The sequence below is a fragment of the Paenibacillus sp. FSL E2-0201 genome, from assembly GCF_037963325.1.
Lineage (GTDB): Bacteria > Bacillota > Bacilli > Paenibacillales > Paenibacillaceae > Paenibacillus_AQ.
In genome coordinates this window covers 4,783,110-4,799,406 of record NZ_CP150154.1, presented here as the reverse complement: position 1 = coordinate 4,799,406, position 16,297 = coordinate 4,783,110, and the positions used below count along the sequence as shown (strand labels likewise).

Genomic DNA, 16,297 nt, shown 5'->3' with positions numbered 1-16,297 from the left:
CGGTGGCTTTGGATTACGTTTATGAAAGCATTCAAATGAACAATGATTTGCCAATTAATATATTTCTTCATAATGCGCAATTTGTGGAGGACCACTGGCATGACAGCATTGAGTTACTGTTCGTTCTGAAAGGGAAAGTCGATGTCTATATTGAAAAGAAAAGATTTACCCTACAAGAAGAAGATGTCTTGATCATCAACAGCAATGAAGTTCATTCCATCCAATCCCATGAGAATAATTTGGTACTTGCCTTGCAAATTCCCATTTCATTCATTAAAACTGAATTTGCAGAAATCGATCAAGTTAGGTTCCTATGCAAATCCTTTCTATATGGAGAGGAAGAACAAGAGAAATTTAATGAAATTCGCACTTTATTAGCCGAAATGATGTGGGTATATAACAAAGAAAATTATAGCTATGAGATCAAAATTAAGTCGTTATTATTGCAGCTAATATACATACTGCTTTGGAAATTCAGAGAGAGTCGCGAAGATAGTAGTAGTCGAATTGGTTCCAAGTATACAGAGCGTATGTTAAGTATTGTGAACTATATCCAAGGCAACTATATGAAATCACTTAGCTTGTTCGATATTGCGGAGCAGGAACACTTATCGGTTCCGTATTTATCTAGTTTTTTTCAAAAAAGTATGGGGAAGTCCTTTAGTCAGTATGTCAATCAGCTTCGATTGAGGCATGCTGTCAGAGATATTACTTACACGGATCATTCCATTACTCAAATTGCTATGGACCATGGATTTCCGAGTTTGAAGTCATTTCACAAGGTGTTTAAGGAAGTTTATAAAATAACACCGATCCAATACCGTAAGGATTTGCAAAGGCATGAAGCGCATGAGAGTCTGACTTCAAATGATTATGCAACTTACTTGGATTTTGATCGTGAGAATGCGTATGAGGCGTTGTTCAAGTATTTACCTTCATCTGGTCAGCAAATCGCCGATAAGACGCTTGAAAAAGGTGTAGTCACAAAAGAAATTAGGGTGCAGCTCTCCGGTAAGAGTAAGGTGTTTAAACCTTATTGGCGAAAAATATGTACGATAAGCAAGGCGAAGGAAATTTTAATGAGTGAAGTGCAATCCCATTTAAAGTTGATTCAGGGAAAGGTCCAGTTTAGTCATATTAGGTTTCATGGGATATTTGATGATGAGATGATGGTCTATCGTGAGGATACACAAGGCAATCCGATATTTAATTTCTTCTATGTCGGACAATTAATAGATTTCATACGAAGCATTGGACTACGCCCTTATATTGAATTTGGCTTCATGCCTAAAGATTTAGCGAGTAGTGAGTCTTCTTTCTTCTATAAGAAGAGTAATCTAAGTAAACCCAAGGATATAGGAAAGTGGAGAAAGCTCGTGGAACAATTACTCTTGTTCTGTAAAAACCGGTATGGCGAAGAAGAGATGAAGCATTGGTATTTTGCATGCTGGAATGAACCTGATCTGCAAATTTTTTGGCCGGATACATTTGAGGATTATGGAGAAATGTATATTCAGACTTATCAAGCTGTTAAAGTGAGCTGCCCTAAATTCCAAATGGGGGGGCCAGATCTTTTTTCAGAAACGGTATATCAAGAGTCTTGGTTAGATCATTATTTAGATTTCTGTATCACAAATCATTGTATTCCCGACGTTATTTCGTTTCACAGTTATCCAGTACGAGAGCAGCGATTAATAGATAAACCAATATCTTGGATACACTTAAGTAATGATAATTATTTGAATGAAACGATTCATTTGTTAAAAAATAAACTGAAAGCAAAGCTCTCGCACCTGCCTGATATTCATGTAACGGAATGGAATTCAACACCATTTCATCGCGATTTGACGAATGATACCTGTTATAAAGCAGCTTATATTGTGAAGAATGTACTTGAGAATCTAGATGAACTGCAGAGCTTAGCTTACTGGTCCTTGACGGACTTACTGGAGGAGCTGCCACCAGCAGAGGAAACGTTTCATGGTGGATTAGGCTTAATAACGAGCAATGGAATCCAAAAGCCAGGTTATTATGCTTATGAGTTGTTAGGTAAGCTTGGTGATCGCCTAATGGAGCTTGGCGCTGGATATTGTCTCACTAAATCGTCGCAAGGCTATCAATTGATGGTCTACCATTATTGTCATTTTGATCGATTGTATGGTACGTCTGATTCACTAGGAATTGACGCCTTGAATCGATATCACGTCTTCAGAGACACGAATAATTTAGAGATGAGTTTTGCAATCCAAGGAATACCAAGTGGTATATACAAGCTTCGTCAAACTACTATAAATCGGGATCACGGCAGCGCCTATGATACATGGCTTGAGATGGGTGCTCCAAGTTCACTAGATGCAGATGAAGTGGCCTATTTGAATCGTAAGGCTGTACCCAATCAAGTGAGGAAGACGATTGATATCCAAGGCTCGCTTGATATTAAATGTGAATTGAACCCTCATGAGGTTCGATTATATGAACTATGGCCTGTGTATGATGCATAGTACTTTTAATCATTACACTCAGAAAGGGCTGACCCAAGCAATCCATTTCATGGATTTGGGTCAGCCCTTTTTTATGATTTTATTGAAAGCGTTTAATTTACTGATAAAAAAATCATGAAATTTGGTCTATTTTTGATTAAGAAACGGAAAGTTGAATGGATAAAAATTGTCTATAATCACAAATGTAAGGGATTACATTTACGGTTCTCGAAGCTTCCTTACTATGATATTTACAGGGGGTATGTGTATGAATAAACAAGTTTCATGGAAAGAAAGAATTAGCTATGGTCTAGGAGATACGGCTTCTAATCTTATTTTCCAAACGGTTACCTTATATTTAATGTTTTACTACACAGATGTATATGGGTTGAATGTCGCAGCTGTAGGAACCTTATTCCTTTTAGCGAGAATTATTGATGCGTTCGACGGACCGATATTTGGAGTGTTGATTGACCGTACGACTTCAAAATATGGGAAATCCAGACCCTGGTTCCTTTGGTTATCGTTTCCGTTCGCGGCAATTGCAATTCTTGCATTTCTGTCGCCGGATTTCGGGGATACAGGAAAATTGGCTTATGCGTATGTTACCTATATTCTACTGAATGTTTTATACGCAGGTATTAACTTGCCACTCACTTCGATTTTGCCAAGCATGTCAAGTGATTCACAGGAAAGAACGGTAGTGTCATCGGTTCGTATGATTCTGGCGCAAGTAGGCGCTATATTTGTCAGTATTGCGACTCTGCCTCTTGTTGATGCGTTAGGAAAAGGCAATCAAAAACAGGGTTTTATGTTAACGATGATGATCTATGCTGGTGTAGCGGTCGTATTTTTTCTGATTACATTTAAAAATGTAAAGGAACGTGTTCAAATTGACGGCAATCGTCCAGTCCCTTTTAAAGAAGGAATAAAAGCAATTAAAGGGAACACACCTTGGTGGATCCTTTTGGCTACTGGGCTGTTCGTATTTATCGGAGTTACAGCAAAGGGTCCTGCTACGATTTATTACTTTAAATATAACCTAGGTAGAGAAGACTTAATTCCGCTTGTTAATGGCCTTAATGTTCTAATGTTGCTTGCGATTGTACTAGTTCCTTTCTTAAGTAAGAAATTAGGTAAACGTAATGCGGTCTTTATAGGTATGAGCATTGGTATCGTGGGGCAAGTCATTATCTATCTAGGTGCACAGATGATGTCTGTTCCTGTTGCATTAACGGGTGTCATAATCAGTAATTTTGGTGGGGGCTTTGCATTTGGTCTACTGTTCGCGATGATTGCTGACACGATTGATTATGGAGAATGGAAATCAGGAGTAAGGGCACCAGGCTTACTATCTGCCGCAAGCAGTTTTGGTGCTAAGTTCGGAATGGGGCTCGGGGGTGCGATTGCAGCTTGGGTTCTAGCCTTAGGGAAATATGCACCGAATCAAGTGCAAGCGCCATCGGCTTTGCTAGCAATTGAATTCAATTTTGTATGGTTACCCTTAATTGCGAATATCGTTGTTATTCTATTATTCCTGTTCTATAAGCTAGATAAAGATGAGCCCCAAATGATTAGTGACTTGACAGCTCGTAGAGGCAACACGGGAATTGAAGCCTAAATAAGAATTATAATTAATTAAAGTGGAGGGTATATCATAATGGACTTGAAGGGAAAGCCATTTTATTTACAAAATGAGGATATTCAGTGGGTTAAGAACACGCTGGAGTCAATGGATTTGGATGCTAAGGTTGGGCAGCTATTCTGCCCCCTAGGGATGAATGATGATCAAACTGAATTACAAGATATGCTTGAGAACTATCAGCCAGGTGGTATTATGTATCGGCCTGGGGAGGGTGTAGGCGTTCAATCCACTCATCGTTATCTGCAAGAAAATTCTCGAATACCTTTGCTTGTATCGGCGAATTTGGAAGCTGGAGGTAATGGGATCGCTTCTGAAGGTACCTACTTTGGTAAGCAAATGCAGGTTGCAGCAACTGACAACGAAGAGATGGGGTACCGCCTTGGGCAGATTGCAGGGCGGGAAGGGAAAGCAGTAGGTTGCAACTGGGCATTCGCGCCCGTTGTAGACATCGATATGAATTTTAGAAATCCGATTACAAATATACGTACCTACGGCTCTGATCCTGAGAGGGTCTTACGTATGGGTAAGGCTTATGTTAAAGGGGTACAAGAGAACGGCGTTGCTGCATCCATTAAGCATTTCCCTGGGGATGGTGTGGATGATAGGGATCAACATTTACACATTTCAATCAATTCGCTTTCAGTAGAGGATTGGGATCAAACATACGGCATGGTATATAAGGGATTGATTGATGAAGGCGCAATGACGGTGATGATTGGTCACATTATGTTGCCAGCTTATTCACGAGCACTCTCGCCTGACATTCGTGATGAAGAGTTAATGCCTGCGACATTGTCACCTGAATTGTTAAACGGATTACTGCGTGACAAGCTTGGCTTTAATGGGATGATCGTGACGGATGCTGCTACAATGGCAGGGTTCACGATGGCGATGAAACGTGAAATCGCAGTTCCTAAATCGATTGCTGCAGGTTGTGATATGTTTCTTTTTAACCGCAACATGCCTGAAGATTATAAGTATATGAAGGAAGGAATCGAGAATGGAATTTTGACGATGAAGCGAGTCGATGAAGCAGTTACACGTATTCTAGCACTTAAAGCTTCTCTTGGTTTACATCGTAAGCAACAAGAAGATAAGCTTGTTCTAGGTCTGGACGCACTTTCAGTGATGAAATGTGAAGAGCATGAGAAGTGGGCACAGGAGTGTGCAGACCAAGCTATTACACTAGTGAAAGATACACAGTCTCTACTACCCATTAGTCCAGAACGTCATAAGCGCATATTATTCTTCTCACTTGGCGATGAGGTAGGGCATTATAGCAGTGAAGTTTCCTATCGTACTTTGGTGGAGCAGCTAGAGCGTGAGGGATTTGTAGTTGATATCTTTAATAGAGAAAATTTGGACTTTAGTTGGATGATGACTTCCATTAAAAGTTTAACAGATAAATATGATCTAGCTATTTATTGTGCCAATATCGTAACGATGAGTAATCAAACGGTCGTGCGAATTAACTGGGCACCGCCTATGGGTGCTGATATGCCGTGGTTCTTACAAGAGTTACCTACCTTGTTCATTTCCACAGCAAGTCCTTACCATTTACAAGATGTACCACAGGTGAAAACATTTATTAATACGTACTCTTCAAGTGAGTATGTATATGAAGCATTGGTGGAGAAGTTGTTAGGACGCTCGCCGTTCAAAGGGGTAAATCCTGTAGATCCATTCTGTACCTATTGGGAGACTAAATTGTAATGGTTTTAGAAGCGAATGAATGAGGGAGATCACATTTTACATTGCAAACACATGATGATCTATTCCAAATAATTGATAAAACCAAAGAATTTAACTAGGGAGATGAAGCATATCATGGAAAAAAATATATATGAAAATCTATTGGCGGAACTAGAAAGACGGACAGAGGTTAAGAACGTGAAAGGTCTAGATATGATGATTAAAAAGCTTCCGGATTCAGATGCTGAGGGAGAAATGGACGCTCGCGTGTTGCAGACAACAATAGAAAGTGCTGAAAAGATGGCTGCGATGGGCAAGCCACCTGAGGGAGAGTTCGATTTAATGGCAATGGTTCAGGGGATGCGCGCAATGATGGGCTGGCCGAATACAGATGTAACATCAACGGATATTCGTACAGAATCGAGAGATATAGAAGGTTCAGAGGGCTCTATCCCAGTTCGGATCTATTCTCCAGCTGAAGGCTCGAATGTCCCAGCGGTAGTCTTCTTCCATGGTGGCGGTTTCCTAGGAGGTACTTTGGATGTAGTGGAGAATCCTTGTAAAGCAATTGCTGAGAAAGCAAATGCAGTTGTTGTTTCGGTGGATTACCGCCTTGCACCTGAGCATCCGTTCCCTGCAGGATTTAACGATTGCTTCGATGCTGTTCGCTGGGTATATGAGCATGCAGCAGAACTAAATGTAAATCCGAATCAAATCGTAGTATGTGGCGATAGTGCAGGCGGGAACTTATCAACGGTATGCGCGATGAAGGATAGAGATTTAGGAACAGGTATGATTAAATTCCAAGCATTGCTTTATCCGACGGTGAACATGGCTGGGGCAGCGACAGATGATTTCGAATGGAATATCGAAGAGTACACGATTAACAATCACCATGAGCTGATCAAGGGGCTATTGATGGGTATGGGTGATATGACATCTATGCTGGACAATATTTATTTACAAGGTAAGGTTCCTGCAACAAGCGCTTATACTTCTCCCTTATTAGTAGAAGATTTAAGCGGTATGCCTGACACGTTAATTATTACTGCACAGTATGATTATTTGACACTTGAGTGCGAAGCCTACGCTAGAAAGCTACAACGTGCAGGCGTTAATACACAGTATATCCGCTATAATGGAGTGGACCACGCGTTCATGGATAAAATCGGTATTTATCCACAAGCGGAGGATTGTATGAATGAAATCGCTAAAGGAATTAAGCGCATTTTTGGATAATAACTGCATGACAGTAGAAGTTCTTTTTCGTGAAGAAAATAAAATTCCAGACACATCTCAAGAGATGTGTCTTTTCGTCGTATTTGTAAAAAACATACCCCATACCCAAATCTCATTCCTCAGACGGAGGAAGTTTCCATCTGAAGCCAGTTATTTAAATCTAGATACTAAAATAAAATTAAATTTATCAATGGAATTACTTATATAAATCGTACGGGAGAGGATGGTTATTAGGTGGAGAAAATTATAGAGGTACGCGGGATTAGCAAGGTGTACGAGAAAAGAAAGACGAAAGAGAAGATCCATGCCGTTCGTGATGTTTCTTTTCATGTGAATCGTGGAGAGGTTCTAGGTTTACTAGGGCCAAATGGTGCTGGGAAAACATCAACGATAAAGATGCTCTGTGGTTTGTTGGAATCGGATGGGGGTTCTATATCCATTAATGGCCTAGATATTTGTAAGAAGAGACTTAAAGCGCTTGAGCATATTAGTGCTGTATTAGAGGGAAACCGAAATTTATATTGGCGTCTTACCGTTCGTGAAAACCTAGAATATTTTGCAGGTAATCGGGGGTACTCACGAAAGCAAGTTGCCGATCGAGCGGATAAATTATTAGAGCAATTCAACCTTAAAGAAAAGGAAAATGAGCTGGTCAATGGATTATCTCGGGGGATGCAACAAAAGCTAGCTATCGCTGTGGCATTATTGGCTAACACGGATGTCATTTTACTGGATGAGCCAACGCTCGGTTTGGATGTTGAGGTTAGTTATGAATTACGAAATATTCTAAAAACAATAGTAAGGGAAGAAAAACGTACGATCATTATCAGCTCACATGATATGCCCGTCGTTCAGGAGCTGTGTGACCGTGCCATTATCATTAACAAGGGTGAAGTCGTGATTGACGACAGGGTAGAGAACTTACTTAAGTTATTTGATACAAGGGCATATTCCATTAAGCTGGGTGAGCAATTAAGCCTAAAGCAGGAGAATAAACCTTTAAGTAGATTCCCTTTAAGTACTTATAAAGCAGGCTCCCATGAAAACATCGTGGAAGTGAATTTAGAGCATGGTCAGGACATCTACGAGCTGTTTGATCTTCTAAAAGAGGAAGAAACAATGGTAGAAAGTATTGATCGTATAACTATTGATTTTGAACAAGTATTTATCCAGATTGTGAAGGGAGGTAAAACGCATGAAATGGCTCCATTTATTTAATGCGAATTTTCGTAAGGAATATATTGAGATGAAACGTTATCTGCCGAACACGATTGCCTTAGTAGCCACGTTTTATATTATATTTCTAGGTGCATTTTTTGGCATTATGTTCATTGGGGATCCAGCCAGCTTTGATATGAATGTTCAATACTCCATTATAAGTGTAGTCTTTTGGAGCTTAACGATGATGACGATGAACTTTATTGGTTATTCGGTAATCACGGAAGCGACGCGTGGAACGTTAGAGCAGTTATATATGTCTCCCATGGGGGTATGGAAAATTATGCTCACGCGGATCGTCAGTCAGTTAGGCTTACAGTCTGTTATTATGATCCTGTTGCTGTTTGGTGCGATGCTAACCTCCGGACAGTGGTTGAGTCTTAACCCCATGACAACGATCCCAATCATTATTGTTACTATGATAAGTATGGTAGGCGTTAGCTTTATGATTGCTGGATTAGCTATTATTGTGAAACAAATTCAAGCATTTCTGCAGATTTTTCAATTCGTTTTGATGGGACTTGTATTTGTTCCGATAACTGTTGCTCCGTTTTTAGCCTTTGCCCCGTTCGTTAAAGGAGTGAATATGGTCAGAACGGTGATGCTGGAGAATCTAACGTTAACGGATATACCTTTATCAGATTATGGCGTATTAATATTAAATTCGCTGGTTTATTTGATTCTAGGACTCGTTGTGTTTGATCGCTGTGAGAAAATAGCCATGAAGAAAGGCCTTCTGGGACAATATTAGCACACGCATTCGTTTATTCTTTAGGTATAGCTAATACTTATAGCCTGCCATAGCTCATTGGTGTAACGGTATAAGCCATCGGATATGCTATATTAATTCTAATAATTTTTTACGAGGAGATTAATATATGAGCATTCAAACCGAACCTAAAAAGCGAACCGTTACCCCATTTCGATATGATATTGTAGGAAGCTTCCTGCGCCCTCAGGCATTGAAAGAAGCTAGATTAAAATACAAGAACGGGGAAATTACCGCTGAGCAGCTTAAGGAAGTGGAAAACAACGAAATTGTTAAGCTGGTTCAGAAACAAAAAGAAGTAGGTCTTCAAGCTGTAACCGACGGAGAATTCCGCCGCTCTTGGTGGCATCTTGACTTCTTTTGGGGCTTTGACGGTGTAGAGCGGACGATTATTGATCAAGGCTACCAATTTAACGGTGCGAAGTCGAGACCAGAAACAGCCCGATTGACCGGAAAAATAAGCTATAGCAGCCATCCTTTTGTATCGCATTATGAATTTTTAAAAGGCGCTGCTGGTGAGGACGTTGTAGCTCGTCAATCGATTCCTGCAGCTGCGCAATTCCTGTTCGAGCTAGACCGGGCAGAAAATAAGGAAAGCACAAATGAAATATACCCAAATCGTGAAGAGTTAATTTCAGATATTGCTAAAGCATATAAAGCGTCGATTCTTGCCTTTTATGCAGCGGGCTGCCGCAGCATTCAAATCGACGATTGCACGTGGGGAGCGCTATGCGACGAACAGTTTATAGCTTTTATGAATCAGATTGGTGTGAATGTAGCTGAATATGCGAACGAGCTTGCGCAATTGAACGAGGAAGTTGTATCTGGTCTGCCGGAAGATCTCGTTGTAACAACACATGTATGCCGAGGAAATTATGTTTCAACTTATGCTGGCGTTGGTGGAGGTTATGAACCTATCGCACAAACGCTTCTGAACATCAATAACTATTCAGGTTACTATCTGGAGTTTGATACAGAACGGGCAGGCGATTTCAAACCATTACGCTTCCTAAAAGAGAATCAGCAAGTCGTGCTTGGTTTGTTCTCTTCTAAATTTGGTGAGTTGGAGAGCAAAGAAGATATTTTGAAGCGTATTGAGGAAGCGAAGCAATATGTCGATCTAAACCGGATTTGCCTGAGCCCACAATGCGGCTTCGCATCCACGGAAGAAGGCAACCACCTGACAGAAGAGCAGCAATGGCGCAAGCTTGCTTATATCAAAGAGATTGCTGAAGAGATCTGGAATTAATATAAGTTAACAGTTGAAAAAACACCTTAAGCCGTACGGATGTTCATCCGCTCGGTTTAAGGTGTTTTTTGATATAGAGTGAATACGTGAATTTTCTTGGCTAGTTTACACTATACCAGTGAATTGAGAGTAATTAGGGAAAACCTCCCTAATAAAAGCCGATAATTACTCTAAGTGAATGAAATTAGGGAATTTCTCCCTAAAAAACAGAGTGGAATCAAGATTTACCGTCAAATCAGTCGAATTTCAGGGAGGAATTCCCTAATTATTAGTCTGATGACCAGAATCCTCTGATAATAAGGGAGGAATTCCCTAATTATCTCCAGACGAGCATATGATTGAGCTTTACGGAGCAGAGAGACAGAGAATTAATTTGGAAATAGCGGCACTTGCTGAGTTACCCACGATTGTGGTTGCAATGGCAGAAAATTGTGTGTGTTCAGTAAGTAGAGAAAGCTTGGAATGCTCCTTCTGACCTTGGAAAACGGGTTGTTTTTGTGCCATCCTCAGTATAAAAGGAATCACCCCCGTTTATTAAACGGGGGTGATTTAGTCTAAGAGGTATAAGGTGCCACTTATTAATTGTCTTTAGCATGTCTTTCGCCAACCTGAAATTCATCGGCATGTTCAAACATGTATTTCACGGTCAGTGGATCTTGCCCCGTCAAATTTTTAAAGTCGTCTGTAAAAATATCCATTTTTCCTTCACGGATTGCCTGTCCAAAAGTAACCATACCTTCAGAAGAATACGGCGCTTCCGATCCATCTTTAAATGCCCCATCGGTGGTTCTAGGCACGCCCATTGCTTCGAATACGGCATAATTCTCTTCATCCGTGTTTTCTTTGTAGGTGATATGATTACCCGTTACTTCATTACCAATCTTAATGAAGTCGGTAATTGTCATCAATTCAAGCCCGTTGATATTTAGAATCGCTTCCTGATAATTATTGGAGGCTAAGGCATACGCAACGGCTTTTGCGCAATCCTTCCGCGAGATATAAGCCATTTTACCGTCACCTTGATTGTTCGTTAATACCCCGTCACCCTTCACATACGTGAAGTAATTGGTAATCATCGCTTCCGCGTATTGGGAATTCCGAAGGAAGATATAATCGAGCCCTACGCTTTGAACATAATGTTCGGTATAAATATGATCAATTTTCTCAACGCTTGGATTGGTTTCATCAGCCGCGTTTACTAGAGAAGTATAAATGATCTGTTTGACACCGGCTTCTTTGGCTGCATCAACCACATTTCTGTGTGCATTTTGGCGTTTCTCCCCAACAAAAGGCATGGAGATCAGAGCAAGTTTATCAGCATGAGCAAAAGCTTCGGTAAGGCCTTCCTTGTTATTAAAGTTGGTCACATGTGTTTCAATCCCTTGTTCCGCATATTCTTTCAAACAGGCTGGATCGTAGGCGCAAAAAATGATTTGATCTTTATCTACCAGTTTCAACAAATATTCTGCAGCTTGTTTCCCTAGATTTCCATCGACACCCGTCAACAATAATTTACCCATGATCATCGTCACTCCTTGTGGATATGAATTATATCCTTATGGTATGTGAAAAAAAGAACATAGTCTAACACATAAAACTTATGGTCGATTGCTAAAACCAATTTGGATCTGCTGAAGGAAGGAGGGCAGGGCAGGGTTTGTATTGTTTTTAAGATATCCTGCTTCGATAGCAAAGGTATGGTGTGAATCGTCTAATGGGATTAACCGGACTTTATCTTGAAGATAGGCGAGCTGATAGTTATCCGGAAAAAAGCCAATCAAATTCTCCGTGATGATATAAAACAATTCTGTCTCCACATCATCTGCGGTTCGAAGGATATTCGGCTGATAGCCGTCTTCAATGGCATGCTGGATCATTAGATGATAAGAGTTTCCAATAGCTGTTGGATTCAGCATGACTAGTGGATGTTCATATAACTCCTCTTTGGCGATAGATTCATGATGAAAAAGAGGATGGCGATGACTCACAGCCGCACAATAACGTCCCTTATATAAGGGATAGGTTACAATATCCTCTTTTCCATGAAACTCGGAGTCAAAGGCAATAGCTACGTCGTAAATCCCTTTTAGCAAGTATTCTGCAATATCTTTTAGCAATACTTTATTCAGTTCCAGCTTAATATTCGGATGATGATCCTGAAACGAGGGAATCAATTTCAACAAGCTTTGGATATCCGTCATCGCCGCATATTCGATACTCAGGGATTGCGTATTATACTTTTGAAAGTTTTCCATGCTCATCTTCATATGGTTATATTGCTTCCAGAGGATGAGAGCTTCGCCATAGAAAAGCCATCCGGCTTTGGTTGGCTCGATAGGGATCTGCTTTCTGTCAATCAATTGAATGTTGAATTCCTCTTCAAGCGCGGCGATTTGTTGACTAATGGTGGTCTGCGATACATAGTTCTTTTTAGCTGTTTCGGTAAAATTTCTGCATTCAACGAGATCAATAAAATATTTAATCCTTCTTATGTTCATAGGATCCTCCGCTTACCGCTGTTTGCTTTATTATAACCCAGCAAGTAAAAAAGAGAGCCTCGTTTAGAGACTTCCTATCCCTATGCTGTACTAATCTTATTTTGTATAGTTATCGAAATAACCTTGAATATAAATCATTGGTGTTCCTTTATCTCCACTGCCAGAAGTCAAATCAGACAGTGATCCAATAAGGTCTGTTAATCTACGAGGAGTAGTCCCTTGTGCTTCCATTGCACCAACCAGATCATCGTTTTTATTCTGGATGTATTTAGAAATGGCTTGTTTCAGCTCTTCACCACGAAGATGAGAGAAGTTGTTATCTGCCAAATATTTCAATTTCACTTCATTTGGTGTTCCATCAAGTCCTGCAGTGTAAGCAGGGGATACAACTGGATCTGCCAGTTCCCATATTTTACCGACCGGATCTTTGAATGCACCATCGCCATAAACCATAACTTCTACAGTTTTACCTGTAATTTCTTTGATTTTTGCTTGGATACCATCCACGATAGGTTGGCAGTTATTTGGAAATAGCTTCACGCTTTCTTCTGTTGCTTTATTGGATCCCAGCAGACCATAAGCTTCGTTAAAGCCGCTGCCATCAATGGCTTGTGTAAGAATATCATCCAGACCAAACACTTTTTCAGCACCATTGCTCATGAGAATACGTTTTGTTCTGAACCGTGTGTGAATATCACAAGTTAATACATGTTTTGTGTAGTTTAGAATAGTTTTTGGATTATTAGAGAAGATGACTTCGCAAGCCACACCTTCAGCTTCAATCAAACCTTTATAATATTCGATATAGTCAACACCTGTGAATGGGTGCTTAATATAGCCGAAAAACTCACGGAATTGAGCCTCTGTTAACACATCCGTCCATGGATTAACACCCTTAGCATCTAATTCGTCGATGTCTACAAGATGGTTGCCCACTTCATCAGCTGGATAGCTTAGCATTAAGACTACTTTTTTTGCCCCTTTGGCAATACCGCGTAAGCAGTTAGAGAATCGGTTACGGCTAAGGATTGGGAAAATAACACCCACGGTTTCCTCGCCGAATTTCCCTTTAATATCAGCAGCAATATGGTCAATCGTCGCATAGTTACCTTGTGCCCGAGCCACAATGGATTCGGTTACGGTTACAATGTCACGATCCTCGATCGAGAAACCTTCGACTTTTGCAGCATTCAATACGGTTTGAACTACGATTTCTTCAATGTTATCCCCATTGTTAATGATGGGCCCGCGGAGTCCACGTACCACTGTTCCAACTACTCTTTCCAATATGATCTCTCCTCTTGTAAGGGTATACTCTATATAATTAAAATGGTTGTAAAGCCTATATTACTATACCCTTTTAGAGCGATATAAGTAAAATTAATGTTTATAATATCTAATATAAAAACAGTTTATAGATAAAAAAGACTAAACAAAAATTTGTACAAGCTTTTATCTCAGGTGGAGGAAAATGCGATGTGGAGCTTTAATCCACTTACGAAGTGTTTTGTAATCCTGCTTTAGACCTAACGGTAAATCGGGATTCGGGTGGGTATCGACGAGCTGTGGATGAGATATTGGATGATATTAAACATTGCCGTTTGAGATAGAAAAATAATTTTTCGGGGAGGGAGAGTCGTATGAACAAAATGGACCGTTTGTTAGCTATAGTGCTTGAACTGCAGCGTAATAAAGTGTTGCGAGCGGAGGATTTGGCGGCTACGTTTGAAACGAGTGTGAGAACTATTTATCGGGATATTCAGGCACTGAGTGAAGCGGGCGTATCCATAATAGGAGCGCCAGGGCAGGGTTACTCCTTAATCGAGGGGTATTTCCTGCCGCCCGTTAGTTTCACGCTGGACGAAGCAGTGGCATTACTTATCGGGACTGACTTTATCGAGCAGTGGTTTGATGCCCACTACGGCAATAAGGCTAGAAGTTCTAAAGCAAAGATAGAAGCTATCCTGCCAGAAGCCATCCGCAGTGAAGCATCACAGATCCGCAAAAGTTTTCGTTTATTTGCATCCGCAGCAGAAATAGCACCAATACAAGAAAAGGCATGTTTGGAAGCCATTCGTCGAGCGATATTGGAGGAAAGGAAAATAAGATTTCGTTATTCTAAAAGAATCGCCGAAGCTGATGGGAACCGTCAAAGTATTCGTACGGTTGCTCCTTACGGACTTGTGCTTCATCAAGGATCATGGGTACTCGTCGCTTGGTGTGAATTGCGTCAAGACATCCGTCATTTCCGGTTATCCCGAATGAGGGAGCTTATTGATCTGGAAGATAAATTTATACTGCCAGCGGATTTTCAATTGGAGGTATACCAACCTCCTGATGATCGCAACGTTCATGTGCGTATCTTAGTCCATTCTGATATAGCTGATAAGGTAAGGGAATCGAACAATTTCTATATGGAAACTATAGAGGAGCATGCGGAAGGCTTACTGGTTACTTTTCGAGTTCGAGAGCCGGCGGAATTGCTGCAATGGGTGCTGGGCTGGGGAGGCGGCATCGTTGTGCTAGAGCCGGAATCTTTTCGCCATCAAGTTAGAAATGAAATAGAAATAATGTTAAAACGCTACTGACATAACGCTGTCAGTAGCGTTTTTATATACTTGGATAATCAATGACACAGGAGCTGATATATAATGACTACAACAAAAGAAGCCTTACAACGTTTTGAAGAAACTGCGACATACTATATTCAGGAATTAGAGCGATTCAATCTGGAGCAGCTGAAGCAAAAGCCAAGTGAAAACGAGTGGTCCATCGGACAGATGGTTCAACATCTCATAAACTCGGCACTGTATATGCAGCTTCGCAATATTGATCAATGTCTGGTGCTAAGCCAAGATCCCTTAGTATCTCATGTAGGGAAAACCGAGGATGGTGCGGCTATATTTGCACAAGGCAGCTTTCCGCCCATTCGTATTCAGGTCCCGCCTTCTGCCCAATATACGCCGGAGCAGCAGGAGAGCAAAGAACAATTAATTCAAGGGTTGCACACAGTCATTCAAAGAATGAGAGAGATTGAACCGTCTCTTGAAAAATCGTTCAAGCTTAATACCGTATCTCACCCGCGATTCGGTGGACTATGAGCGGAGGAATGGTTCCTGCTTATTGAGATGCACTATCGTCATCATCTTCTGCAGCTGGAGCGATTAAACAAAGAATTGTTTGGGAAAGTGATGTAATACCCAAAAAGATACCTTTGCTGATCTACAGCAAAGGTCTTTCTAGTGGTGCTTTCCACTTCGATTCTAGTTATTTTTGTGGTCCCTATAGCTTATGTATTAACGAGATTTAAGTTTTGGGGTTCAAAAATGATTCTTAATATTTATATGGCCTGTATCTTTCTTCAAGCTTCTTATATCATGGTTCCTTATGCGATAGGAAGGGGCGTAGCTGCTGTACGTGACAGTGGTGGGATGTCGGCGAATTCCACTAGAGTAGAATCCACAACCTTAGTTCCTAATATTTTATTTTAATTCCTCAACCTTCCAT

12 protein-coding genes and 1 pseudogene are annotated in these 16,297 nt (G+C 40.6%); 10 read left to right on the top strand and 3 right to left on the bottom strand.

Going from position 1 to position 16,297, the window contains the following annotated elements; translation table 11 throughout:
- Positions 1–2: 2 nt before the first annotated feature.
- The 7 genes from NSU15_RS21890 to NSU15_RS21860 all read left to right on the top strand — a co-directional run bounded on the left by NSU15_RS21890 (position 3) and on the right by NSU15_RS21860 (position 10,292).
- Positions 3–2,501 carry a helix-turn-helix domain-containing protein gene (locus NSU15_RS21890; RefSeq protein ID WP_339287513.1) on the top strand — a complete coding sequence of 833 codons (2,499 nt, stop codon included), beginning with the start codon at positions 3–5 and terminating at the stop codon, positions 2,499–2,501.
- Positions 2,502–2,748: 247 nt separating this feature from the next.
- Entirely contained in the window at positions 2,749–4,101 is a 1,353-nt protein-coding gene (locus NSU15_RS21885) for an MFS transporter (RefSeq protein ID WP_042129991.1), read from the top strand.
- Positions 4,102–4,140: 39 nt separating this feature from the next.
- Positions 4,141–5,838, top strand: coding sequence for a glycoside hydrolase family 3 N-terminal domain-containing protein (locus NSU15_RS21880; protein ID WP_339287512.1), 1,698 nt, complete (start codon positions 4,141–4,143; stop codon positions 5,836–5,838).
- A 114-nt stretch (positions 5,839–5,952) separates the two neighbouring features.
- Entirely contained in the window at positions 5,953–7,056 is a 1,104-nt protein-coding gene (locus tag NSU15_RS21875; protein WP_339287511.1) for an alpha/beta hydrolase, read from the top strand.
- 234 nt (positions 7,057–7,290) lie between these two features.
- Positions 7,291–8,274 (top strand): ABC transporter ATP-binding protein, encoded by a 984-nt coding sequence (locus tag NSU15_RS21870; protein WP_339287510.1) that lies wholly within the window; start codon positions 7,291–7,293, stop codon positions 8,272–8,274.
- Positions 8,252–9,025, top strand: a complete 774-nt coding sequence (locus tag NSU15_RS21865) for an ABC transporter permease (protein WP_339287509.1) — start codon at positions 8,252–8,254, stop codon at positions 9,023–9,025. Before NSU15_RS21870 ends, NSU15_RS21865 begins: the two co-directional genes overlap by 23 nt.
- A gap of 127 nt (positions 9,026–9,152) precedes the next feature.
- On the top strand, positions 9,153–10,292 hold the full coding sequence (locus tag NSU15_RS21860) for a 5-methyltetrahydropteroyltriglutamate--homocysteine S-methyltransferase (RefSeq protein WP_339287508.1): 1,140 nt from the start codon (positions 9,153–9,155) through the stop codon (positions 10,290–10,292).
- 578 nt (positions 10,293–10,870) lie between these two features.
- Here the strand turns inward: NSU15_RS21860 and NSU15_RS21855 are convergent.
- The 3 genes from NSU15_RS21855 to NSU15_RS21845 all read right to left on the bottom strand — a co-directional run bounded on the left by NSU15_RS21855 (position 10,871) and on the right by NSU15_RS21845 (position 14,077).
- Positions 10,871–11,812: an NAD(P)H-binding protein gene (locus tag NSU15_RS21855; protein WP_339287507.1), complete on the bottom strand. Its 942-nt coding sequence runs from the start codon at positions 11,810–11,812 to the stop codon at positions 10,871–10,873.
- Between the two features lie 78 nt (positions 11,813–11,890).
- The gene (locus NSU15_RS21850) at positions 11,891–12,790 is read right to left on the bottom strand and encodes a LysR family transcriptional regulator (protein ID WP_339287506.1); all 900 of its coding nucleotides are present in this window, start codon (positions 12,788–12,790) and stop codon (positions 11,891–11,893) included.
- A 96-nt stretch (positions 12,791–12,886) separates the two neighbouring features.
- Positions 12,887–14,077: a coenzyme F420-0:L-glutamate ligase gene (locus NSU15_RS21845; protein ID WP_339287505.1), complete on the bottom strand. Its 1,191-nt coding sequence runs from the start codon at positions 14,075–14,077 to the stop codon at positions 12,887–12,889.
- Between the two features lie 353 nt (positions 14,078–14,430).
- Here NSU15_RS21845 and NSU15_RS21840 point away from each other — a divergent pair, with 353 nt between their 5' ends.
- The 3 genes and pseudogenes from NSU15_RS21840 (at position 14,431) to NSU15_RS21830 (ending at position 16,281) form a co-directional block, all read left to right on the top strand.
- Positions 14,431–15,378, top strand: coding sequence for a YafY family protein (locus NSU15_RS21840; protein ID WP_339287504.1), 948 nt, complete (start codon positions 14,431–14,433; stop codon positions 15,376–15,378).
- Between the two features lie 63 nt (positions 15,379–15,441).
- Positions 15,442–15,987: pseudogene (locus tag NSU15_RS21835) on the top strand (DinB family protein).
- Between the two features lie 129 nt (positions 15,988–16,116).
- Positions 16,117–16,281, top strand: coding sequence for a hypothetical protein (locus NSU15_RS21830; RefSeq protein WP_339287503.1), 165 nt, complete (start codon positions 16,117–16,119; stop codon positions 16,279–16,281).
- The last annotated feature ends 16 nt before the right edge of the window (positions 16,282–16,297 follow it).